The sequence below is a fragment of the Mesorhizobium sp. M1169 genome, from assembly GCF_040318345.1.
GTDB lineage: Bacteria > Pseudomonadota > Alphaproteobacteria > Rhizobiales > Rhizobiaceae > Mesorhizobium.
The window spans coordinates 212,533-233,821 of the sequence record NZ_JAMYME010000004.1; the positions used below are offsets into that span (position 1 = coordinate 212,533).

Here is a 21,289-nt window from a genome sequence, read left to right on the forward strand (position 1 = left end):
GAGATGATCGCCGCAAAGGGCAATTTGGCGCCTCCAAGACCACAAATCGCCAGCAGAGGCAAGGAGCGCCTTCCGATGAAGCGGGAACAAAGCTGGCCCGGCAGCGCGGCGTGGCGGCCTCAGTCCGCCCTGACAGTCGCGGTGACGGCCTCGGTCACCGCGTCGGCGACCTCTCTCAAAAGATGCAGGTGCGGCGAACGCAGCACGACAATTCGCAGCGACAGCTCGAGGCCGGGAGCGTCGACCAGGGCAATGCCCTCAGGCAGCTTTTCCCGCATCAGCCGCCTGGGCAGCAGGCCAAGGCCTTGGCCTCGACGAACCCAGTCGATCTGCAGCGCGCCGTCCTGAATCTCGGCGCCGACCATCAACCTGTGGCCGCCCTCGGCCAGCGCAGCCGCCAGCCGCCGGCGCGCGTCGCAAGGCTCAGGGCTGAGGATCCAGGGCATGGTCTTGACGTCGGCTTGCCGGACAGTGCTTTCGGCAGCGATGACGCCGAGGGCCTCGGTTCCGACAACGCCGTCGCCAGCTTTGGAATTGCTGCCGTCCAGGATGACGGCGAGGTCAAGCTGTCCGCGCTTGTGCTGGTCGGCCAGCTCAAGGCTCCAGCCGCTCTTCAGACGCAGCGAGACCTTCGGAAACCGCGCCACGGCATCACCAATGGCGGCGGCCACGGCTTTGTCGCAAAGTCCATGCGCGAGGCCGAGCCGCAGCAGGCCCCCCGGCTCGTCGCCCTTGGCGAATGATCTCAGCGCGTCGACGGCGGCGAGAATGTCCTTGCCGCGTGCCAGCACCTCTACGCCGGCCGGGGTCAGTCGCGACGGCTTTAGCCGGCGGTCGAGCAATTCCGTGCCGAGCATCTCCTCCAGCCGCTGGATCTGGCGGGTGACGGCCGGCTGCGTCAATGGCAGGCGTTGCGCCACCTTCTGAATCGAACCCTCCTCGGCAAAGAGCGCCAGTGTTTTCAGTTCTTCAAGCACGACACACCCGAACATGTCAGATAAGCATAATTATCCTGAACATTATGAATTTGAAATCCGATGGATGGCAAGCGATTTTCCTCTGGCAGGATCCAGCTGAAAAGGAACGACGATGAAAGCGATCGAATTGCAGAGCCCGGGCGGCCTCAAGAGCCTCAGAATGGTCGAGCGGCCGATGCCTGAACCGGGGCGCCAGGAGATGATTGTGAAGGTCAAGGCGACGGCGCTGAACTACCGCGATGCCGAGATCGTCCGCGGCGGCTATCACACGAAGTTTGCATTGCCGCTGGTGCCGCTGTCGGACGGCGTCGGCGAAGTCGTTGCCATCGGCGCCGAGGTCAGCCGGTTCAAGATCGGCGACCGGGTCTGCGGCACGTTCTGGCAACGCTGGGTCGGCGGCAGTTTCGCGATGGCCGAGCCCTCCTATCAACGTGGCGGCCCGATCGACGGGCTGCTCAGCGAATTTGCCCGGCTCGACGAACAGGCGGCGGTGCTGGCGCCGGCCAATCTGAGCGACCTCGAGGCGGCGACGCTGCCATGCGCCGGCGTGACGGCATGGCACGCGCTGTTTACGGAAGGCAGCGTCAAACCCGGCGACACCGTGCTTTGCCTCGGCACCGGCGGCGTTTCGCTGTTTGCGGTGCAGTTCGCCGCCGCTGCCGGGGCGCGCGTCATCGTGACGTCGAGCAGCGATGAGAAGCTTGCGCGGGCAAAGCAACTTGGCGCGCAGGATGGCGTGAACTATCGCAGCGTCCCCGATTGGGCATCGGCCGTGCTGGGATTGACGGATGGCCGCGGCGCCGACCATATCATCGAGGTTGGCGGACCGCAGAGTTTTGCACAATCGCTGAGGGCAGCGGCGCGCGGCGCCCAGATCAACGTCATCGGCTATCTCGGCGGCAGTGACGGCGCCATCAACCCGCTCGACATCTTCCGCCGGCAGGTCAGGGCGCGAGGCATACCGGTCGGCTCACGCGAATCCTTCGAGGCGATGAACCGCGCCATTGTCGTCAACCGGTTGAGACCGGTGATCGACCGGGTCGTGCCATGGAGCCGGGCCGCCGAAGCCTTTCGGTACCTTGAACACGGCTCGCCCTTCGGCAAGGTCGTGCTCGATCATACGCAATGAGCCCGCCTGACGAGCCCGGTGCGATGAGTCGCGAGACCGCGGTCAGGGCAGGCGGTTGGCCCGTTGCAGCGCCTGCTGCGTCTGCTCGTCGGTCAGGCCCTGCAGGAAATCGTCCATCTCTTGGTCGATCAGCCCGGCGCGGCGGGCGACAACATACCAGGCGCCGGCGAGAATCAGATCCGGGTCGGTGCCGATGCCGTTCATGTAGAGCTTGGCGAGACGGTTCTGGGCGGCGACATTGCCGCCTTCTGCGGCCTGCTTCATCCAGTTGAAGCCGGATTTCAGGTCGCGGGCGCCGCCGCGCCCCTCGATCATCCAGGTTGCGAGATCGATCTGTGCCGTGTCGTAGTTCTGCCGCGCGGCCTGTGCCAGCAGGCTGCGGGCGCGGACATCGTCGCGCGGCTTGCCGCCGGCGCCATTGGCGTAGACCTGTGCCATCGCATATTGTGCGTCGGCAAGCCCGGTCGCGGCAGCGCGCTCGTAATAGGATACGGCTTTGGCAATACCGGCATCGCCGGGCTCTTGTTCGACCATCAGCTGCGCAAAATTGAACTGCGCCAGGCGGTTGCCGGCCTCGGCGGCGGCCTGCATCAGCGCATAGGCCTCCTTCTCGTCCTTTTTGACGTAGCGGCCGTCGAGCAGCATCAGCGCATACTGGAATTGCGATTCCGGGACGCCCTGCTCGGCGGCAAGCGCATACCACTTCGCCGCCCCTGCCGCGTCGACCGGCACGCCGAGGCCGCGCGACAATATCTCGGCCACCAGCGTCTGTGCCGCCGGATCGCCGTTTTGAGCGCGGGAGAGCGCAAGGTTGTAGGCCGTCTTGTAGAGCCCGCGCTGAAAGGCGCCGTAGGCAGCATCGGACGGCTTTGCGCCGAAGCGGTCGGGGTTGATGGTGTCGGCCGACGGCAACGGGGTGGTGGTGGCAGGCTGCGGCAATTGTGCGGCGATCGGCTTGTCGGCAGGTTCGCTGGAATCCGGCCTGGGCTGCGGCAGCGGAACGGGTTCCGCCGCTATCGCCTGCGTCACGGCCGTTGCAAGAAAGGCGCTGAAAAGGATTTTCCGCGAGAGCACGTCAGTCCTCGAAGCGCGGCGCGGTTTCGTCGAGCAGCGCGTTGGCGGCGGCGACCGCCATCTTCGGATCGACGCCGTCGGCGAAAACGGCGCTGGACAGTGCCACGAATTCGGCGCCGGTGGCGGCGACCGCTTCCACCGAGGCAAGATCCGATCCGGCCATGACGATGCAGGGGATCTGGATGACGTCCGCCCACCATTGCCCGAGCGACAGGTTGCGGGGGTGCGGCTCAGGCTTGTTGTCGTAACCGAAACGGCCGAAGAAAATGTAATCAGGCCTGACCTCGCCGAGTTCCAGCGCATCGTCGCGGGTCTTGGCGCCGCCGGTGCCGACCATCATCCTGGCCTGGAAGTGTTCGATCGTTTCGGCGAGCTCGTCCTTGCCGACCTCGACATGAATGCCGTCGGCCTGGACGCGGCCGGCGATGCGGGTGTCGCCGGCAATGATGACCGCAATGCCGGCCGCTTGCGCCACCGGCACGATCTGCTCGGCAAAGGCTTGGAAAGAGGCCTCGTCCATACCGTTTTCCGGCAGGATAAGCGAGGCGACGTCACCGCCGTCGAAGGCCGCGGCGATGCGCTCGGCCGGCACGTTCGGCGGCGCGATCAGCACGATGCGGCAGCGGTTGGGCGGCGTTGCGTCATTCATTGGTGTTCGGTCCCGGTTATCGCCTATGCCGGGCGAAGATGGTTGCATTGCGGCATAGAGCAAAGTGCGGGAGTTGAACAGGCGGCAGGGGGATCACGTTTGCCGTCAACGATTTTATGGGGCTCGGCGCATGGCTGCCGTTGGCCGAAATTCTCCCCGCCGGTCGCTTGCGGCCCCTACGCAGGCACCTTCGATTTCCACAGCGACCAGCCGAGATTCATGCCGGCGGCGGCGACCAGGATGGCGGCGGCGCCGACGATCTGCGCCGGATGCAGCCGATGGCCGAAGGCGACGACATCGACGAGGATGGCGACGACGGGATAGATGAAGGACAGCGATCCCTGCAGATGCGTCGGCAGCTTCTGGATGGCGCCGTACATGAGGATGTACATCAGACCGGTATGGACGATGCCGAGTGTCGCCAGCATGACCCAGCTCCGCGCATCGACGGGAAGGTGGGTGAGATTGGCGAAGGGTGCCAGCATGAGAACGCCGACGCAGACCTGGATCAGGGCGATCAGGTGCGGCGGCGTGCCTTTGAGCTTCTTGGTGACGATAGCCGCAACGGCCCAGAAGAAAGCCGCGGCCAGCGCCATCGCAATGCCGGTAAAGTAATCCGTACCATGATCGCCTGCATCGGGCGCGGCCTGCACGATCAGCAGCATGCCGGCAAAGGCGATGCCGAGCCAGGTCAGCTTGGTCATCGTCAGCCGTTCGGAGAAGAAGAGCGCGCCAAAACCCACCAGCATGAAGGGCTGCGTGTTGTAAACGGCCGTGGCGATCGAGATCGACGCGCGGGAAAACGCGCTGAACAGCAACAGCCAGTTGATAACGATGGCAGCACCGCCAAGAGCCGCGATCGCGACAATGCGAAGCGACAGCCTGCCACGCAGCAGTCCCAGCGCCGCGCAGATGATCAGCAGCGTTACCGTCCCGAAAGCACAGCGCCAGAACACCACGTCCATGATAGGTTGGCCGGAAAGGACGACGAACCAGCCGATCGTGCCGAGGATCGCCATCGCCGCCGTCATTTCGATCGTGCCGCGTACCGTGTTGTCCATGGATGCTCCTGAAACCCGTTGAGATTTTATAATCCCACGGCGGATCGGGTATTTCCATGACTTGCAGCTGGTGATATACAGGACGAACCTCATTTAATTAGGTAGACATCGGCTTTTTCCTGGAATTGTAAAATGCTGGACGAGCTCGACAGAAAGCTCCTCGATATCCTGGTCAAGGATTCACGGACCTCGCTGAAGGAACTGGCGCTGCAGGTCGGGTTGTCGTCGCCAAGCGTTTCGGAGCGGCTTCGGCGGCTTGAGGATCGCGGCGTCATCCGCGCGTTCACCATTGACATCGATCCGCAGGCGCTCGGCTACGCCTTGCAGGCGATCGTTCGCATCCGGCCATTGCCGGGCAAGCTGCACATCGTCCAGAAGCTGATCGAGGAAATCCCGGAATTCGGCGAATGCGACAAGGTGACGGGCGATGACTGCTTCGTTGCCCGGCTGTTCGTCCGCTCGATCGGCGAGCTCGACGGGATTCTCGACCGCATCGCCGACAAGGCCGAAACCAGCACCGCCATCATCAAGGCGCAGCCGATCCGGAGACGCCCGCCGCCGCTCGACATGCCAAACATGTGACGGATTTCGGTGGCGTGGCCCACATATTTGCGTTTGCGGTCGCGGTCTGGCCATTTCTGGTCTATTCCAGAGTTCAACTTTCCCTCCAGCGTCCCTTCCCCATGTCAGGCCTGCTCGTCGATCCCTGGTTCTATGCCGCGGCCATTCCGGCCGTCATCCTCGTCGGCCTGTCGAAAGGCGGGTTCGGAGGCGCCGTCGGTTTTGTCGGCGTGCCGTTGATGGCGCTGACCATGCCGCCGGTTCAGGCTGCCGCAATCCTTCTGCCAATTCTGTGCCTGATGGACATTGTCTCGGTGTGGACGTGGTGGGGTATCTTCGACCGCAAGATGCTGGCCGACATGATGCCGGGCGCCGTGATCGGCATTGCCCTTGGCTGGCTGACGGCGGCACTTGTAACCGAAGAGATGGTGCGGCTGATCGTCGGCGCGGTTGCCCTGATCTTCGTGCTGCGCTGGCTCTATTTGCAACTCCGCCACGGTGCCGGCCACGCAGCGGAGCCCAACCGCGTCGCCGCCGGCTTCTGGGGTACCGTTGCCGGGTTCACCAGCTTCGTCGCCCATGTCGGCGGCCCGCCTTTTCAGGTCTATGCGCTGCCGATCAGGCTCGATCCGAAGGTGCTGTCGGGCACCGCGGCGATCTTTTTCGCCGTCACCAATGCGCTGAAGCTCATCCCTTATTTCGCGCTCGGCCAGTTCGACACCACCAATTTGACGGCGTCGGCGGTGCTGATGCCACTGGCGCCGCTGTCGACCATCGCCGGTGCCTGGCTGGTGCGGCGGATGCGGCCGGAGCTGTTCTATCCCTTCACCTATGCGACCGTGGCGGTCGTCGCGGTCAAGCTTCTGTGGGACGGCATCGCCGGCCTCCTGTAAGACGGCGGCCCCATTCGGCCGCCGCCGGATTCCTTACACCTCAGGCGGCACTCGGCAGCAGCTGCCGCGTCCTGCCAAGCGCCAGGGCAATGCCGGTTGCCAGTACGAGCGCCATGCAGCCCAGAATGGTGATGTCGTGCAGCGTCGGCTTCAGCACCATGTCCGCGACGATCACCAGCATCACCGAATAGTCGAAGCGCGCGGCGCTGAGGACGCGCTGGCCCTGGGCAAGCACTGCCGGCGTCACGCCATCCTTGGCGATCATGCCTGTCATGCGGTCGGCAGTCGGCTTGAAGATGAACATGCCGATGCAGAAGGTCGTCGCATAACCGGCAAGGCCGATCAGCACCCACAGATCGGAAAAGCCGACCCAGAAGCCGCACATGATGAGGCCGAAAAGCAATGTCAGCATCGACATCGGCGCGAAGAACCGGTTGCCGAGCTCGCCGGTAGCGCGCATCGCCTGCAGCATGCCTTCGACGTTCCCGGCGCGGTCGGCGCGTACCGCGAGCAGCATCAGCGTGAAGCCGCCGCCGACCCAGAGGATCGCCGAGACGATATGCAGAAATTTAACGGCCGAGTACCAGTCCATTATTCGCTCCTTGAGAGATTTGATGATTTGCCGGAGCGCAAGGTTTGCTCCGCCTCGTTGCGAGGAGCGGGCGTTTAGCGCGGCGCCTGTTTCGGAACGATGTCGCGCGGCGAGTGGATCTGTTTCGGTATGTCGGTCACGATCTGGAGGAAACATGGCGCAAGCGCGTCGCCCCGACTTTCCAGCCGGTGGTGTGAACGGGTGCCGTGGCCAGTCAGCTGTGCTGTTACGGCACAGATGCTGGGCGCTTGATCAAAAAATATGCCCCGCGTTAAGGCTTCGTTAAGCTTTACAGGCGTTTACTATGTCCATCCAGTGATCTGGATTCTTACCGAGTGGTTGGAGCCACTTTGTTTGACGCCTCCCTGTTAAACTCCTGAGAGCCGCCTTATCCGCGGCTCTTTTTTTGTGCGCCGGCATGGGCGTCCTTCCGGCTAAATGCGTCCGTTAACCGTTTGTTAAACATGTGCTTGCCTTCGCTGGCAGCGAAGCGCATTTTCAAGCTTCAGTCGTTTAGGCTGCCGGATATGGCGGCCAAGAGCCGAATCGGCCGGCTGTCAGGCAAGTGCAGGGGCGTAGCGATGAACGAGCCTTCGAAGGCGAGCGCGAAAACCATCAAGCTGGCGGAGCGCCGGGTTTTCTCCCAATCCTTCAAGCCGCTCTATCAGGAAGGCATGGGCCTGGTCGAGCAGGCGGCCGAATATCTCGACGGCAAGGGCCGCGCCGAGGCCAAGAAGCTGTCGAGGCTGGCGGCGACGCTTTATGCGGCCGAATCGATGCGGCTGACCACCAGGCTGATGCAGGTCGCCTCGTGGCTGCTTTTGCAGCGGGCGGCGAATTCCGGCGAGATGACCCGCGATCAGGTGGCCTCAGAAAAATCCAAGGTGCGTCTCGACACTGCCTCGGCGCATGACGAGGCGCCCGGCTGGGCCGAGCTGCCGACGGATTTCATCGATCTCGTCAACCGCTCGCTGCGGCTGCAGGCGCTGGTGCGCCGGATGGACGAGGAGATCTATGGCGGCCTTGCCGAGGTGCCGCCGTCGAGCCGTCGCCTCAATCCGGTCTCCGACCAGATCACGCTGCTCAACACGGCTTTCGCCCGCGGCTGAGAGAACGTTTCATAATTCTACTCCGGCGGCCATCTAGACTAACCGCGAAGGGATGGGCCCGCGATCATCAGGCGGGGAGAATCACGCAGCAGCAGGCGCGATCCGACCTCCACGATAGACCTGATCGCTGGGAGCAGCTCCTGCCCCAATGACGTCAGCTCATACTCCACGGTCGGCGGCGATGTCGGCATCACGTGGCGTGCGAGGACGCCACGCTCCTCGAGATCGCGCAACCTGCCGGTCAGCACCTTCGCCGAAATGGCTGGGATATCGCGGCGCAATTCGGAGAACCGGCGCGGGCCGTCGCTCAAGGACCAGAGCACCTCGGGTGTCCAGCACCCGCCAAGCAGCGCCATGCACCTCGACATGGGGCAGCCGGGAAGCGCCTTCACCTTCGTTCGCATCCTGAGGACCATGGCGCATCTTCCATGAGAGTTTCCAGTTGGTTACCGGAAAATGATGGTAACTACAAGATACGTGGTTTCCGATGGTAACGAGAGCCGCTATCTGAGGCTCTCAATCCATCCAACCACGAAATGGACAGAACGATGTACGCAATAACTGGAGCAACAGGACAGCTTGGCCGTCTCGTGATCGACGCACTGCTGAAGACAGTTCCGGCCAGCCGGATCGTTGCGGCGGTTCGTGATCCGGCAAAGGCCAGCGATCTTGTCCAACGCGGCGTAGTCGTGCGGGAGGCGGACTATGATCGTCCCGACACGCTCCCGATGGCGCTGGCCGGCGTCGATAGACTGCTGCTGATTTCCTCGACCGAAGTCAGCGGCCGCTTGCCGCAGCATCGGTCAGTAATCAAGGCCGCCCAACGGGTGGGGGTTTCGCTGATCGCTTACACAAGCATGCTGCATGCGGACACGTCTCCCGCGAGGCTCGCGGTCGAACATCGGCAGACGGAGGAGGTCATCGCGGCCTCCGGCCTACCCGCCGTCATCCTGCGCAACGGCTGGTACACCGAGAACCATCTGATGGCGCTCCCGGCGGCTCTGGAGCACGGCGCCTTCATCGGCGCCGCAAATGAGGGGCGCTTCTCGTCCGCGGCGCGGCAGGATTATGCCGAGGCCGCGGCCGTGGTGCTGACAAGCGAGGATCAAGCAGGGAGGATTTACGAGCTCGCGGCGGACCAAGCCTTCACGCTCGCCGAGCTTGCGGCGAAGGTCTCGCGGCAATCGGGCAAGGCGATCGCCTACAACGATCTTGCCGGGGCGGCCTATGAGGGTATGTTGACGGGCGCCGGGCTGCCCGCCGATCTCGCCGCTATCCTGGCCGATGCCGACATTGCAGCCTCACGCGGAGCGTTGTTCGATGACGGCGGCGCCATGAGCCGGCTGATCGGTCGACCGACAACGCCACTGGAGAGCGTCGTTGCGGCAGCATTGCGCGGTTGAAACCGAGATGGCTGTCACATCCGCCAAAGGATCAGAGGACCGTCTGTCGCTCGCGCCAACAGTTATTCAAACGACTAGACTAGCGCAGCTTTCTGCGCTTCCGGTGCTCGCGCACTTATGTACGCTCCGCTCCGGTTCTCGAAAACCACGCTATCTGTCTCGCCAGAGCGATTCTCAAACATTCTCTAAACAGACTCGGCTTGCTGTTTCTGGTTTGTTCACATTTCGCTGGCATCGCTGTCCCCCGAAGGTAGACTTGACGGATGGGGGAAGCGATTCGCATCATCGGCATCGATCCGGGGCTGAGGCGCACCGGCTGGGGCATCGTCGAGAGCCTCGGCAATTCGCTGCGCTTCGTCGCTTCCGGCACGGTGCGGTCCGACGACAAGGCCGCCCTGGCGGTGCGTCTTTGCCAGTTGCATGACGGGCTCGCCGAGGTCCTGCATGCCGCGATGCCGCAGGAGGCGGCGGTCGAGCAAACTTTCGTCAACAAGGATGCCGCGGCGACGCTCAAGCTCGGCCAGGCGCGCGGCATCGCGATGCTGGTGCCGGCGCGCGCCGGCCTTGTCGTTGCCGAATATGCGCCAAACGCCGTCAAGAAGGCGGTGATCGGTGTCGGCCATGGCGACAAGAAGCAGATCCACATGATGGTCAAGGTGCTGATGCCGAAGGCGACTTTCGACAGCGATGATGCCGCCGATGCGCTGGCCATCGCCATCTGTCACGCGCATCACCGGCAGAGCATCGCCTACAGGATGGCGGCGCTGGCCGGATAAGTTTGTTCTTGACTTGTTCTCCGGTTGGCAATAAGTAATACCTTCGAGGTATTACCATGCGCGTTACCACCAAGGGCCAAGTGACCATCCCGAAGGAGATACGGGATCATCTGGGTATCGGCCCGGGCTCGGAGGTGGAGTTCGTCCCCACCGAGGACGGGGCTCGTGTCATAGCCGTCGACGAAAACATGTCGGAGGAGGAAGCCTCGCGCAGATTCAGCCAGATGCTCGGCCGCATGGCCGGTACGCTGGATCTGGGGGGCATGACGACGGACGAATATATGGAATGGCTGAGGGGCCCACGTGAAGATCTCGACATTGATTGACACAAATGTCCTGATCGACGTTTGGGGTCCTGCCGGACGGGAGACGAAATGGTCGGCATCCGCGATTACCGCATGCCGGCGCGACGGCGCACTCGTAATCAATGCAATCGTCTGGTCCGAGCTCGCGCCGTTGATTGCGACCGAACAGGCCCTTCGCCAAGCAGTCGACATGCTCAAGATGGATCGCGAATTCCTGCCGTGGGAAGCAGCCTTCCTCGCTGGTCTCACGCACTCGCGCTATCGCCGCGCCGGCGGCATTGGCGAACGAACGCTGCCGGATTTCTTTATCGGCGCCCATGCGGTTGTCGCCGGGCATCGGCTGCTGACGCGCGATGCCGCGCGCTATCGCAGCTATTTCCCGGACCTCGATATCATCTCTCCGGAAACCCACCCGGCATGATTGGCAAGCTCAAATGATCGGCAAGCTAAAAGGCACGCTGGACGAGATCGACGAGGATTTCTGCGTCGTTGACGTGCATGGCGTCGGCTACGTCGCCTATTGCTCGGCGCGCACGCTTGCCGCGTTGCCGCCGCCCGGCGAGGCGGTGGTGCTGTTCATCGAGACCTATGTGCGCGAGGACATGCTGCGGCTCTATGGGTTCCAGTCGGTGCTGGAGCGCGAATGGTTCCGGCTGTTGATGAACAATGTGCAAGGCGTCGGCGCCAAGGTGGCGCTGGCCATCCTGTCGACGCTGGCGCCGGCCGACCTCGCCAATGCGATTGCGCTGCGCGATATCGCCATGGTCAGCCGTGCGCCCGGCGTTGGCAAGAAGGTCGCCGAGCGCATCGTCACCGAATTGAAGAACAAGGCGCCGGCCTATGCGGGCACTGCCTCCGGCACCATCGGCCTGAAGCAGGAGCTCGGCGAGGGCGTCGCCTCGGCGCCGATCACCGATGCCGTCTCGGCGCTGGTCAATCTCGGCTATTCGCGAGACACCGCCGCCAATGCAGTGGCGGCGGCGCTGAAGACGGCAGGCGAAGAGGCGGACGCCTCGAAGCTGATCCGCTTCGGGCTGAAGGAGCTGGCACGGTGAGACGTTGCTTGTCCGGTCCCTTGCCATATGCAAGGAAGGCGGCATGAGCCTTTCGCCACGCCTCATTGCTCCCGACAGACGCGGCGAGGACGCCGAGCAGACCTTGCGGCCGCAGACGCTCGGCGACTTCGTCGGCCAGGCGGCGGTGCGGGCCAATCTCAAAGTGTTCATCGAAGCCGCCAAGGGGCGTAGCGAAGCGCTCGACCATGTGCTGTTCGTCGGGCCGCCCGGCCTCGGCAAGACGACGCTGGCGCAGATCATGGCGCGCGAGCTTGGCGTGAATTTCCGCTCGACCTCGGGTCCGGTCATCGCCAAGGCCGGTGATCTCGCGGCGCTGCTCACCAACCTCGAAGACCGCGACGTGCTGTTCATCGACGAGATCCACCGGCTCAACCCGGCGGTCGAGGAAATCCTCTATCCGGCGATGGAGGATTTCCAGCTCGACCTGATCATCGGCGAGGGGCCGGCGGCGCGCTCGGTCAAGATCGACCTGGCCCGCTTCACGCTTGTCGCCGCCACCACCCGGCTCGGTCTTTTGACCAACCCGCTGCGCGACCGGTTCGGCATTCCGGTGCGGCTCAATTTCTACTCGGTCGAGGAACTCGAGCAGATCGTGCGGCGCGGCGCCCGCATCCTTGCCATGCCGCTCGGCGACGACGGTGCTTTGGAGATCGCCCGGCGGGCGCGCGGCACGCCGCGCATCGCCGGCCGACTGTTGCGCCGGGTGCGCGACTTCGCCAGCGTTGCCGGCGACGGTCATGTCGACCGCAAGGTCGCCGACGAGGCGCTGACGCGGCTGGAGGTCGACGGGCTCGGCCTCGACGCGCTCGACCGCCGTTATCTGTCGATGATCGCCCAGAATTTCGGCGGCGGGCCGGTCGGCATCGAGACAATCGCTGCCGGGCTTTCCGAGCCACGCGATGCCATCGAGGACATCATCGAACCCTTTCTGATCCAGCAAGGCTTCATCATGCGTACCCCGCGCGGCCGCGTGCTGGCGGCCAATGCCTGGCGGCATCTCGGCCTCGACGCCCCGAAGGACCTGGCGCAGCAGCAGATCAGCCTGTTCCAGGAAGAACCGTAAAGTTCCGCTGCTTATGGCTTCGGTGCGGGCAGTTCCCGGCCCAGCCCTCCAGGTCTTGATCATCGCCGGTCTATGCGCAAAACAGGTGTTGCTTGAAACAGGGCCTGTCGGGCCAAAAGGACAGCGCAATGGACGATCATGGTGAATCGGCATTGTCCGCCGGGCTTTCCGGCGCGCTGACGGAATTCGGCCATCGACTGATGGCGCGGGTCTATTATGCAGACACCGATTTTTCCGGCGTCGTCTACCACGCGCGCTATCTCGAATTCTTCGAGCGCGGCCGGTCCGACTATCTGCGGCTGGCCGGCGTCCACCACACCGAGCTTGCCGACGGCAAGCATGGCGAGAAAATAGTCTGGGTGGTGCGGCGCATGGAGATCGATTTCCGCGGTTCGGCCCGCATGGATGACATCCTGACCATCGATACGCGCACCGAAGACATTTCCGGCGCCCGCATCGTCATGGCGCAGCAGTTGAAACGCGGCAGCGAAGTGCTGGTCGAGGCGCGGGTCGAAGCGGCGATCGTCGGCGAGAATGGACGGCCGCGGCGCTTTCCCAAGGACTGGATCGCAGCCTTCATGCCCAGAACGCGCAAATAAAGGTTCAGAGGCAACGATCCCGGAGCTCCCGTCCGGGCCAGCATCACCGGGCGGCTCGTCGGGGCGCGGCAATGCGCCGCGCTGTACGTCCTAACCCATCCTTAACCATAACGGTCCATGAAGGGATTGGTTAAGATTGGAAGAATCCAAGCGCCTTCCTTTCACCAATATTTGCCCCGAAAAGGCCGCCAACGGTGCATTTGGGGTTATTCCGCAAGCTTAACGCGAACGGACCACAAGGGATGCCCATGGGCCAGCCGCCAGCCACGCCCGGAAAATCTTTAAGGACGTAACATGGAAAACATCGCTCTCGCCGAACCGGGCGCGCATTTATCGATTTGGGCCTTGTTCATGCAGGCCGGTTGGGTGGTCAAGCTGGTCATGATCGGGCTGCTTGGTGCCTCGATCTGGACCTGGGCGATCATCGTCGACAAGCTCGTCGCCTATGCCCGCATGCGGCTGGCGCTCAACCGCTTCGAACAGGTGTTCTGGTCGGGGCAGTCGCTGGAAGAGCTTTACCGCACGCTCGCCGACCGCAAGACGACCGGCATGAGCGCGATCTTCGTCGCCGCCATGCGCGAATGGAAGAAGAGCTTCGAGAAGGGCGCAAAATCGCCGCTCGGCCTGCAGACCCGCATCGACAAGGCTATGGATCTGGCGCTGACCCGCGAGATGGAAAAGCTGGAAGGGCGGCTCGGCTTCCTCGCCACCACCGGCTCGGCGGCGCCCTTCATCGGCCTGTTCGGCACCGTGATCGGCATCATGACCTCGTTCCAGGCGATCGCCGCTTCGAAGAACACCAGCCTGTCGGTGGTCGCGCCCGGTATCGCCGAAGCGCTGCTGGCGACGGCCATCGGCCTGCTCGCCGCCATCCCCGCCGTCATCGCCTACAACAAGCTGTCGTCCGACGCGAGCAAGATCGCCGTCCGCATGGAAGGGTTCGCGGATGAGTTCTCCGCCATACTCTCGCGCCAAATCGATGAAAAAGTCGCGCAGAAGGCCTGAGGAACGATCATGGGAATGTCTGTAGGCGCGGGTGGCGGAGGACGCGGTGGTCGAGGCCACAGGCGGCGCGGCCGCCATCACGCGATGATATCGGAAATCAATGTCACGCCGATGGTCGACGTGATGCTGGTGCTGCTGATCATCTTCATGGTCGCCGCACCCATGTTGACGGTCGGCGTGCCGGTCACCCTGCCGGAGACGAAGGCCAAGGCGATGAACGCCGATACCCAGCCGATTACGATTACGATCGACGGCACAGGCAAGATCTTCGTACAGGAGACCGAAATTCCGCAGGAGGAGCTGATCGCCAAGCTGAAGGCGATTTCTAAGACCGGCTACGAAGAGCGCATTTACGTCAAGGGCGACAAGACCACCAATTATGGCGACGCGATGGTGGTCATGGGTCTCATCCAGGACGCCGGCTACAAGAACCTCGGCCTGATTACACTGCCGAAACAGGATCAATAAACGCGAGATGAGGACCGGCCTCACCACATCGGTGATCTTGCATACGGTGGCGATCGCCTTCGGGCTGTTCACGCTGTCGGCGCCGGCTGCGCTTCCGTCGTCCGATGTCGAGTCGGTCGCAGTCGACATTGTGCCGATGGAGGCCGTCTCGCAGGTTTTGCAGGGCGACAAGAAAGCCGTGATGCACGAAAAGCCGGCGCCGCTGCCGACACAGCGTCCCGACATCGTTCCCGATGCCCAGAAAGTCGGCGAGAACAGCATCGATACCGACAAGCCGCCGACGCCCGAGGCCAAGCCCAAGCCGGTCGACATGACGGCGGCTCCGCCACCTGCGCCGACGCCGGTCGAAAAGCCCAAGCCCGAGGACGTACCGAAGCCGCCGGAAAAGCCGAAGCCTATTCCCGCAACGGAGGTAGCGCCGGTGCCGCAGCCGAAGGAAGAGGTCAAGCCCGAACCGGTCAAGCAGACCGATCCCAAGCCGGCGCCGGCCAAGGAGCCGACGCCCACGCCGCCGCAGGACAAGACCGCCGCGATCGATCCGCAGCCCGAGGTCAAGCCGGATGCCGTCGCCGAGGCGATTGCCAAGCAACCGCCGACCGAGGAGGCGCAGCTTCCGGACTCGGCGCCGGCACCCGAGGCTCGGCCAAAGCCGCAGCCGGCCCAGGCCGAGAGCGCGAAGGCGCCGGAGCGCAAGGACACCGACAAGCCGGTCAAGGAAGCCTCGTCCAGGCCGAAATCGGACGACAAGCAATTCAATGCAGATGAGATTTCGGCGCTGCTCGACAAGCAGAAGCCGTCCGGCGGCGGCGCCAAGCGCTCGACCCAGCAGGCTTCGCTCGGCGGCGAGAAGAACCAAGGCACCAAACTCTCACAGAGCGAGCTTGATGGCCTGAAGGCCCAGATCAAACGCTGCTGGAGTGTGACACCCGGCACATTCGATGGCGACAGCCAAAAAGTCACCATCAGGATGAAGCTCACGCAAAATGGCGAGATCGACGGCGCTCCGGAAGTCGGATCCGCCGGCGATGGCTCAATGGGCTCCCGAGTTGCCTCGGAAGCCGCGCGGCGCGCAGTGCTGCGATGTGCGCCCTACAATCTGCCCGTCGCAAAATATGACGGCGAACTGGGATGGAACGAGGTCGAGGTCAATTTCATCCCCAGCGACATGTATTGATTGCCGAGAGAACAACGAGGCTGAACGAATGAAGAAGTTGCTTACGACGCTGATGCTGATCGGCACGATTGCGACCGCCATGAGCGGGCTCGCCACGCTGCCGGCAAAGGCGTTGGTCCAACTCGATTTGACTCAACCCAATATCGAGCCTCTGCCGATCGCCATCACCGACTTTCAATCGGGCGACGCGTTGGGCGCGGAGATATCGGGGATCGTCATCGACGATTTGAAGCGCTCGGGCCTGTTTGCTCCGATCGACAAGAGCGCTTTCATTGAAAAGATCTCCAACCCGGATGCCACGCCCCGCTTCGAGGACTGGAAGGTAATCAACGCCCAGGCTTTGGTCACCGGCAGCGTCGGCAAGGAAGCCGACGGCCGTGTCCGCGCCCAGTACCGGCTGTGGGACGCCTTCGCCGGCCAGCAGCTCTCGGGCGAACAGTTCTTCGCCAACGACGCCAATACCAGGCGCGTCGGCCATATCATCGCCGATGCGATCTACGAGCGGCTGACCGGCGAGAAGGGCTATTTCGACACGCGCGTCGTCTTCATCGATGAGTCCGGTGCCAAGAATGCGCGCAAGAAGCGGCTTGCCATCATGGACCAGGACGGCGCCAACGTCCGCTATCTCTCGAACGGCAAATCGATCGTGCTGACGCCGCGCTTCTCGCCGAACCGGCAGGAAATCACCTACATGTCCTACGAGAGCGGCCAGCCGCGGGTTTACCTTTTGCAGATCGAGACGGGGCAGCGCGAGCTGGTCGGCAATTTCCCCGGCATGACGTTTGCGCCGCGCTTTTCGCCGGACGGCCAGAAGGTGATCATGAGCCTGCTGCGCGATGACGGCAATTCCAACATCTTCGCCATGGATCTGAGAAGCCGCTCGACGACCAGGCTCACCAACTCGACCGCCATCGACACCTCACCGTCCTACTCGCCTGACGGCAGCAAGGTGGTGTTCACCTCGGATCGCGGCGGCCGTGCGCAGATCTACGTGATGGGCGCCGACGGCTCGGGCCAGACCCGCATCTCGTTCGGCGACGGCGTCTATTCGACGCCGGTGTGGTCGCCGCGCGGCGATCTCATCGCCTTCACCAAGCAGACCGGCGGCGAATTCCAGATCGGCGTCATGCGCACCGACGGTTCGGGTGAGCGCATCCTGTCCACCGGCTTTCAGCAGGAAGGGCCGACCTGGGCGCCCAACGGCCGGGTGCTGATGTTCTTCCGCGATTCCAATGGTGGACCAAAACTTGTTTCGGTCGATCTCACCGGCCGCAACGAACAGTCGATCCCGACGGCGAACTTCGCCTCGGATCCGGCCTGGTCGCCGCTGCTGGAGTGATGGAAGAAGAACTGAGGAATTGAAGAACTGACGAGTTGACGAGTTGAAGAACTGAAGAATGGAGAAGGCAGGGGGTCTACATCGAGCACGCGAGGGATTTAGAAGTCTATAAGCGTGCCTATGCGGTTTCCCTTGGGGTACACAGAGCCACGCTTGCTTTTCCGAAAATGGAGCAATACGCGCTCGCCGATCAACTACGTCGTTCCAGCAAGGCGATCTGCGCCAATTTGGCCGAAGGCTTTGCCAAACAGGCTCACTCCAAGCCCGAATTCGCACGCTTCATTTCAATGGCCATAGGATCATGCAGTGAGGTGGAGACCTGGAGTTCGTATGCGTTCGACCTCGAGTACATCACACAGGCGCAACGCGACCATTGGTTGCAATCCTATGCCCGTATCTACGGAGTGCTGGTCAATCTCAGAGAGAAGCTGAGGTGATCTCTTTGCTCAATTCCTCGATTCCTCAATTCCTCAATTCCTCAGTTCTTCAGTTCCTCAATTCCCTCTTTTTTCATGTTTTGGCCGCATTTCCGCCTACGGTCCGCGCTCATTGTCGCCCCTCGGCAGAACGGTTGCGGACGGCAGCCGAAACCAAATTTTAACCGTGTTTCTTGAGCGTCGGTTAACCCAAACGTGGTTACTGGACGATCAATGAAATCACTCGAATTGCGAAGGAGAGGCGGCATGGGCCGTATCGCAGCACTTACCACAAACCCGGTCATGATCGCGCTGGTCGCGATGCTCGCGATCACCGGTTGCGCCTCGAAGAAGACGCCGAACAGCGCCGCCGATCTCGGCCTCAACGGCGCCGGCGCGGCAACGCCCGGATCGGCCCAGGACTTTACCGTCAACATCGGCGACCGCATCTTCTTCGACACCGATTCGTCCTCGATCCGCGCCGATGCGCAGACGACGCTGTCGCGCCAGGCGCAGTGGCTGAACCAGTACAAGCAGTATGCCATCGTCATCGAAGGCCATGCCGACGAGCGCGGCACGCGCGAATACAATCTGGCGCTCGGCGCCCGCCGTGCTGCCGCCACACGCGACTTCCTGGTCGCCAAGGGTGTTTCGGCGCAGCGCCTGAAGACCATTTCCTACGGCAAGGAGCGTCCGGTCGCGGTTTGCGACGACATCTCCTGCTGGTCGCAGAACCGCCGCGCCGTAACCACACTGGGCGGCGCCGGTTCTTGATCGGCATAAATGCAACACCTGGTGCGAAAGGCGGCCAAAAGGCCGCCTTTTTCATATCTGCCCGCTCCAAACAAAATTTGGCCGAAGTCTCACGTCCTGTTAAGAGCCGAGGGCGCCTGGCCACTTCGGTTGGAAAGGGCGCGCAACAGGCTAACGGTTTCACGGCGAGAGGCACATGCATTTCAGATCGGTCTTGAGCGGCACGCTTGCGCTGCTGCTCGTATCAAGTATCGCGGCACTTGCTGACGGGGCAAACGGCACCGGGCAGTCATCGGAAAGCGGTTTTTCCTTCCACCTGCCGACGATCAAACTGCCCGGCATTTTCGGCGAAAAGAAAAAGCCGGATCAGGTTCAATTCGCGCAACAGGATGGTACCGGCACTCCGGCGCTGGAGGAACAGCTCCGGCAGATGAATGGCAAGATCGAGGAACTCAATTTCCAGGTCCTGCAGATGCAGGAGCAGATCCGCAAGCAGCAGGAAGACAACGAATTCCGCTTCCAGCAGCTGGAAGGCGGTCCGCAAGGCGCGCAGCAGCCGGCGGAGCAGAAGAAGTCCGAGGCCGCGCCCAGCAGCGACAGCCCCAATGGCGACGGTAACGTGGCGGAGGCGCCGGCAACGCCGGCTCCAGCCGCTGCGGACGCGCCGCCAGCAGGCGATAAGAGCGTCGAGGACGTCATCGTCGAATCGCCCAACGGCGATCCCGGCAAGCTGATCCCCGGCGCGCCGCCCAAGACGTTCGGCACCATCACCGTCGACAAAAACGGCAATGTCGTCGAAGCCGATGGCAATGCGCAAGCGAATGCGCCGCGGCAGAATACGGCCCCAGCCAACGGCGCCAGCGCAGCCGGCAACAAGGCCGGTAAATCCGATGATACGGTGGTCGCGGCACTCCCGTCGACCAACGATCCGGAAGAGCTTTACCGCAATTCTTACCAGTTCATCCTGTCGGGCGACTACAGCACCGCCGAACAGGGCTTCCGCGACCATATCGCCCGTTTTCCCAAGGACGCCAAAGCAGCGGACGCGCATTACTGGCTTGGTGAATCGCTGCTCGGCCAGCAGAAATACCGCGATGCGGCCGAGACTTTCCTCGCTGCCAGCAAGGACTATCCCAAGGCCAAGAAGGCGCCAGACATGCTGCTGAAGCTCGGCGTTTCACTGGTCGGGCTGAAGCAGCGCGACGTGGCCTGTGCCACTTTCAGCGAGATCGGCAAGCGCTACCCCGATATTTCCGGCGCGCTCAAGGAGCGGGTCAAGCAGGAAAGGGCACTCGCGGCGTGCTAGTTTTTCCGTTGCGTGTCGTTGCCGCAAAACCGGGCCCACGCTTGGGCGACATGCATGACGCTCGACAGCGAGCCTGACCTTTCGGATTTTTCGCGGATCGACTTTTCCAACGGCGCTGTTGCGGCCGTGTCCGGCGGCAGCGACTCGACCGCCCTTCTCCTCCTCCTCAAAGCCCATCTCGATCGTAACGCCCCGGCAACGAAATTGCTGGCGGTAACGATCGATCATCAATTGCGGCCGCAAGCGGCAGCGGAAGCGCAAGCCGTGGCCAGGCTGTGCGCGGCGCGCGGCATTGCCCATCGCATCCTCGCCTGGTCGGGGCACAAACCATCGACCGGCCTGCCCGCCGCCGCGCGCGAGGCGCGCTACCGGCTGCTCGCCGAGGCCGCCGAAGCGGCAGGCATCGGCCTGATCCTGACCGGCCACACCGCCGACGACCAGGCCGAGACCGTGCTGATGAGGCAAGCACGTGACGACGGGCCAGGTGAGGAGAGGCCGCGCGAGGAAGGGCGGGGCCTTGCCGGCATGGCGCCGGCAACCCTCTACGAGTGGCGGCACTGGATCGTGCGGCCGCTGCTCGGCGTAAGGCGTGCTGAGCTGCGCGAATTCCTGCGGCGTGAACAGGTTGTCTGGATCGAAGATCCGACCAATGCCGACACCGCTTTCGAGCGGCCGCGCGTCCGCGCAGCACTTGTTGAAGGCGACGATGCGCCTCGCATGGCTGAAGCTATGGCGCTGGCCAGAAAGGCGGCGGTCGAGCGTGAGCAGCTGGGACATCGCGCGGCCATGCTGATCCGCAGCTTGGCCTCCAGGCCGGCCGCCGGCCTCGTCCGGCTCGATCGGGATTTTGCGACGGCCGCCGACAGCCGGTCGGCCATTTATGCGCTGCGCATCCTGCTGGCGGCGACCGGCGGCACCGCCTTCCTTCCCGACCAGGCCCGCAGCGAAGCCCTTTTCGGCCGGTTCCGCACCGGGCCGCTTTGTGCCACATTGTCGCGGACCGTGGTCGATGCCCGGCGTACCGGCATCTTTCTGCACCGCGAATTGCGCGATCTGCCGCCCGCTGTTGCGGTTTCCGGCAATGCCCTGTGGGACGGCCGCAGACGGATCACATTGGGCGACAGCCCAGGTGCATTGTTGATCGCGCCGCTGTTGGTAGCACCGCTCGGGGCGGCTCTTGCCGCAAAGCGGGCAATTGAAGGGCATGGCACGCCGGCAAGCCTTGTGCGTGCCGCCTTGGCCGCCGAGCCGGCGCTCTGGCGGGACGGCGAATGCCTCGGTTTGCTCGGGGAAGGCCGGGGTTTGCCCGGGGAAGGCCCGATGCAGGCGGCTGTCGCCGCATATCCGGCAGTCGCGCCCTTCGCCCGTTTCCTGCCGTCCTTCGATCTGGCGCCGGCCGATGCCGTCGCCGCGTTGCTTGGCGCGGCGCCCGTTCCAGCCGTGCCGTTCGGCGGCCACAATGCCGGCCTACCACGGGCGAAAGCTTAACCGAGACCTGCTGTTATGCTTGGCAATGGGAGACGCTCTCCCTATGTTAGGGCCAAGTTTCCTCTCACGACGC

At 63.4% G+C, this 21,289-nt stretch carries 25 protein-coding genes; 19 read left to right on the top strand and 6 right to left on the bottom strand.

Annotated elements, in window-relative coordinates; genetic code table 11:
• Positions 1 to 119: 119 nt before the first annotated feature.
• Entirely contained in the window at positions 120 to 977 is an 858-nt protein-coding gene (locus tag NKH41_RS06230; protein WP_352767602.1) for a LysR family transcriptional regulator, read from the bottom strand.
• 112 nt (positions 978 to 1,089) lie between these two features.
• On the opposite strand from NKH41_RS06230, the gene NKH41_RS06235 reads away from it, so the two are divergent.
• A complete protein-coding gene (locus NKH41_RS06235; RefSeq protein ID WP_352767603.1) occupies positions 1,090 to 2,106 on the top strand; it encodes a zinc-dependent alcohol dehydrogenase family protein in 1,017 nt (338 codons plus the stop codon).
• 42 nt (positions 2,107 to 2,148) lie between these two features.
• Here NKH41_RS06235 and NKH41_RS06240 read toward each other — a convergent pair whose 3' ends face one another.
• The 3 genes from NKH41_RS06240 to NKH41_RS06250 form a co-directional block, all read right to left on the bottom strand.
• Complete coding sequence (locus tag NKH41_RS06240; RefSeq protein ID WP_352767605.1) at positions 2,149 to 3,180, bottom strand: tetratricopeptide repeat protein; 1,032 nt, start codon at positions 3,178 to 3,180, stop codon at positions 2,149 to 2,151.
• A 1-nt stretch (position 3,181) separates the two neighbouring features.
• Entirely contained in the window at positions 3,182 to 3,829 is a 648-nt protein-coding gene (locus NKH41_RS06245; protein WP_352450837.1) for a thiamine phosphate synthase, read from the bottom strand.
• A 176-nt stretch (positions 3,830 to 4,005) separates the two neighbouring features.
• The gene (locus NKH41_RS06250; protein WP_352767607.1) at positions 4,006 to 4,890 is read right to left on the bottom strand and encodes a DMT family transporter; all 885 of its coding nucleotides are present in this window, start codon (positions 4,888 to 4,890) and stop codon (positions 4,006 to 4,008) included.
• A gap of 132 nt (positions 4,891 to 5,022) precedes the next feature.
• On the opposite strand from NKH41_RS06250, the gene NKH41_RS06255 reads away from it, so the two are divergent.
• Complete coding sequence (locus NKH41_RS06255; RefSeq protein WP_023678010.1) at positions 5,023 to 5,472, top strand: Lrp/AsnC family transcriptional regulator; 450 nt, start codon at positions 5,023 to 5,025, stop codon at positions 5,470 to 5,472.
• 101 nt (positions 5,473 to 5,573) lie between these two features.
• Positions 5,574 to 6,344, top strand: a complete 771-nt coding sequence (locus tag NKH41_RS06260; protein ID WP_352450835.1) for a sulfite exporter TauE/SafE family protein — start codon at positions 5,574 to 5,576, stop codon at positions 6,342 to 6,344.
• A 40-nt stretch (positions 6,345 to 6,384) separates the two neighbouring features.
• On the opposite strand, the gene NKH41_RS06265 is transcribed toward NKH41_RS06260, so the two are convergent.
• Complete coding sequence (locus tag NKH41_RS06265) at positions 6,385 to 6,936, bottom strand: DUF2269 family protein (RefSeq protein ID WP_352767609.1); 552 nt, start codon at positions 6,934 to 6,936, stop codon at positions 6,385 to 6,387.
• Positions 6,937 to 7,517: 581 nt separating this feature from the next.
• Here NKH41_RS06265 and rcdA point away from each other — a divergent pair.
• Entirely contained in the window at positions 7,518 to 8,045 is a 528-nt protein-coding gene (gene rcdA / locus NKH41_RS06270) for a protease adaptor protein RcdA (RefSeq protein WP_352767611.1), read from the top strand.
• Positions 8,046 to 8,083: 38 nt separating this feature from the next.
• On the opposite strand, the gene NKH41_RS06275 is transcribed toward rcdA, so the two are convergent.
• Positions 8,084 to 8,401, bottom strand: coding sequence for a winged helix-turn-helix transcriptional regulator (locus NKH41_RS06275; protein WP_352540307.1), 318 nt, complete (start codon positions 8,399 to 8,401; stop codon positions 8,084 to 8,086).
• A gap of 192 nt (positions 8,402 to 8,593) precedes the next feature.
• Between NKH41_RS06275 and NKH41_RS06280 the strand changes: the two genes are divergently transcribed.
• From NKH41_RS06280 to tilS, 15 genes are all read left to right on the top strand, one after another.
• Positions 8,594 to 9,448: an SDR family oxidoreductase gene (locus tag NKH41_RS06280; RefSeq protein ID WP_352767613.1), complete on the top strand. Its 855-nt coding sequence runs from the start codon at positions 8,594 to 8,596 to the stop codon at positions 9,446 to 9,448.
• Positions 9,449 to 9,711: 263 nt separating this feature from the next.
• Positions 9,712 to 10,224: a crossover junction endodeoxyribonuclease RuvC gene (gene ruvC, locus NKH41_RS06285; RefSeq protein ID WP_352767615.1), complete on the top strand. Its 513-nt coding sequence runs from the start codon at positions 9,712 to 9,714 to the stop codon at positions 10,222 to 10,224.
• A 56-nt stretch (positions 10,225 to 10,280) separates the two neighbouring features.
• Positions 10,281 to 10,550: an AbrB/MazE/SpoVT family DNA-binding domain-containing protein gene (locus NKH41_RS06290; RefSeq protein ID WP_352767617.1), complete on the top strand. Its 270-nt coding sequence runs from the start codon at positions 10,281 to 10,283 to the stop codon at positions 10,548 to 10,550.
• Positions 10,528 to 10,950, top strand: a complete 423-nt coding sequence (locus NKH41_RS06295) for a type II toxin-antitoxin system VapC family toxin (RefSeq protein ID WP_352767618.1) — start codon at positions 10,528 to 10,530, stop codon at positions 10,948 to 10,950. Before NKH41_RS06290 ends, NKH41_RS06295 begins: the two co-directional genes overlap by 23 nt.
• 13 nt (positions 10,951 to 10,963) lie before the next feature.
• The gene (ruvA, locus tag NKH41_RS06300) at positions 10,964 to 11,584 is read left to right on the top strand and encodes a Holliday junction branch migration protein RuvA (protein WP_352767620.1); all 621 of its coding nucleotides are present in this window, start codon (positions 10,964 to 10,966) and stop codon (positions 11,582 to 11,584) included.
• A gap of 43 nt (positions 11,585 to 11,627) precedes the next feature.
• A complete protein-coding gene (gene ruvB / locus NKH41_RS06305) occupies positions 11,628 to 12,668 on the top strand; it encodes a Holliday junction branch migration DNA helicase RuvB (RefSeq protein ID WP_352767622.1) in 1,041 nt (346 codons plus the stop codon).
• 128 nt (positions 12,669 to 12,796) lie between these two features.
• On the top strand, positions 12,797 to 13,267 hold the full coding sequence (gene ybgC / locus NKH41_RS06310) for a tol-pal system-associated acyl-CoA thioesterase (RefSeq protein ID WP_352767624.1): 471 nt from the start codon (positions 12,797 to 12,799) through the stop codon (positions 13,265 to 13,267).
• Between the two features lie 294 nt (positions 13,268 to 13,561).
• Positions 13,562 to 14,272, top strand: a complete 711-nt coding sequence (tolQ, locus tag NKH41_RS06315) for a protein TolQ (protein WP_023677997.1) — start codon at positions 13,562 to 13,564, stop codon at positions 14,270 to 14,272.
• 9 nt (positions 14,273 to 14,281) lie between these two features.
• Positions 14,282 to 14,740: a protein TolR gene (gene tolR / locus NKH41_RS06320; protein WP_023677996.1), complete on the top strand. Its 459-nt coding sequence runs from the start codon at positions 14,282 to 14,284 to the stop codon at positions 14,738 to 14,740.
• Positions 14,741 to 14,747: 7 nt separating this feature from the next.
• Positions 14,748 to 15,914, top strand: coding sequence for a cell envelope integrity protein TolA (gene tolA, locus NKH41_RS06325; RefSeq protein WP_352932282.1), 1,167 nt, complete (start codon positions 14,748 to 14,750; stop codon positions 15,912 to 15,914).
• Positions 15,915 to 15,942: 28 nt separating this feature from the next.
• Positions 15,943 to 17,253 carry a Tol-Pal system beta propeller repeat protein TolB gene (gene tolB / locus NKH41_RS06330; protein ID WP_352471197.1) on the top strand — a complete coding sequence of 437 codons (1,311 nt, stop codon included), beginning with the start codon at positions 15,943 to 15,945 and terminating at the stop codon, positions 17,251 to 17,253.
• Between the two features lie 80 nt (positions 17,254 to 17,333).
• Positions 17,334 to 17,690: a four helix bundle protein gene (locus NKH41_RS06335; protein WP_352767679.1), complete on the top strand. Its 357-nt coding sequence runs from the start codon at positions 17,334 to 17,336 to the stop codon at positions 17,688 to 17,690.
• Between the two features lie 246 nt (positions 17,691 to 17,936).
• Positions 17,937 to 18,443 carry a peptidoglycan-associated lipoprotein Pal gene (pal, locus tag NKH41_RS06340; protein WP_023677992.1) on the top strand — a complete coding sequence of 169 codons (507 nt, stop codon included), beginning with the start codon at positions 17,937 to 17,939 and terminating at the stop codon, positions 18,441 to 18,443.
• Between the two features lie 175 nt (positions 18,444 to 18,618).
• On the top strand, positions 18,619 to 19,728 hold the full coding sequence (gene ybgF / locus NKH41_RS06345) for a tol-pal system protein YbgF (RefSeq protein WP_352540300.1): 1,110 nt from the start codon (positions 18,619 to 18,621) through the stop codon (positions 19,726 to 19,728).
• Between the two features lie 54 nt (positions 19,729 to 19,782).
• The gene (gene tilS / locus NKH41_RS06350; protein WP_352683364.1) at positions 19,783 to 21,216 is read left to right on the top strand and encodes a tRNA lysidine(34) synthetase TilS; all 1,434 of its coding nucleotides are present in this window, start codon (positions 19,783 to 19,785) and stop codon (positions 21,214 to 21,216) included.
• Positions 21,217 to 21,289: the final 73 nt, after the last annotated feature.

Coding starts and splice junctions, on each gene's coding strand:
- ybgF (WP_352540300.1), top strand. CDS start 18,619: ATGCATTTCAGATCGGTCTTGAGCGGCACGCTTGCGCTGCTGCTCGTA.
- NKH41_RS06245 (WP_352450837.1), bottom strand. CDS start 3,829: ATGAATGACGCAACGCCGCCCAACCGCTGCCGCATCGTGCTGATCGCG.
- ybgC (WP_352767624.1), top strand. CDS start 12,797: ATGGACGATCATGGTGAATCGGCATTGTCCGCCGGGCTTTCCGGCGCG.
- NKH41_RS06275 (WP_352540307.1), bottom strand. CDS start 8,401: ATGGCGCTGCTTGGCGGGTGCTGGACACCCGAGGTGCTCTGGTCCTTG.
- ruvB (WP_352767622.1), top strand. CDS start 11,628: ATGAGCCTTTCGCCACGCCTCATTGCTCCCGACAGACGCGGCGAGGAC.
- NKH41_RS06250 (WP_352767607.1), bottom strand. CDS start 4,890: ATGGACAACACGGTACGCGGCACGATCGAAATGACGGCGGCGATGGCG.
- tolQ (WP_023677997.1), top strand. CDS start 13,562: ATGGAAAACATCGCTCTCGCCGAACCGGGCGCGCATTTATCGATTTGG.
- NKH41_RS06290 (WP_352767617.1), top strand. CDS start 10,281: ATGCGCGTTACCACCAAGGGCCAAGTGACCATCCCGAAGGAGATACGG.
- tilS (WP_352683364.1), top strand. CDS start 19,783: ATGACGCTCGACAGCGAGCCTGACCTTTCGGATTTTTCGCGGATCGAC.
- NKH41_RS06255 (WP_023678010.1), top strand. CDS start 5,023: ATGCTGGACGAGCTCGACAGAAAGCTCCTCGATATCCTGGTCAAGGAT.
- ruvA (WP_352767620.1), top strand. CDS start 10,964: ATGATCGGCAAGCTAAAAGGCACGCTGGACGAGATCGACGAGGATTTC.
- pal (WP_023677992.1), top strand. CDS start 17,937: ATGGGCCGTATCGCAGCACTTACCACAAACCCGGTCATGATCGCGCTG.
- tolR (WP_023677996.1), top strand. CDS start 14,282: ATGGGAATGTCTGTAGGCGCGGGTGGCGGAGGACGCGGTGGTCGAGGC.
- tolA (WP_352932282.1), top strand. CDS start 14,748: ATGAGGACCGGCCTCACCACATCGGTGATCTTGCATACGGTGGCGATC.
- NKH41_RS06265 (WP_352767609.1), bottom strand. CDS start 6,936: ATGGACTGGTACTCGGCCGTTAAATTTCTGCATATCGTCTCGGCGATC.
- ruvC (WP_352767615.1), top strand. CDS start 9,712: ATGGGGGAAGCGATTCGCATCATCGGCATCGATCCGGGGCTGAGGCGC.
- tolB (WP_352471197.1), top strand. CDS start 15,943: ATGAAGAAGTTGCTTACGACGCTGATGCTGATCGGCACGATTGCGACC.
- NKH41_RS06235 (WP_352767603.1), top strand. CDS start 1,090: ATGAAAGCGATCGAATTGCAGAGCCCGGGCGGCCTCAAGAGCCTCAGA.
- NKH41_RS06260 (WP_352450835.1), top strand. CDS start 5,574: ATGTCAGGCCTGCTCGTCGATCCCTGGTTCTATGCCGCGGCCATTCCG.
- rcdA (WP_352767611.1), top strand. CDS start 7,518: ATGAACGAGCCTTCGAAGGCGAGCGCGAAAACCATCAAGCTGGCGGAG.
- NKH41_RS06280 (WP_352767613.1), top strand. CDS start 8,594: ATGTACGCAATAACTGGAGCAACAGGACAGCTTGGCCGTCTCGTGATC.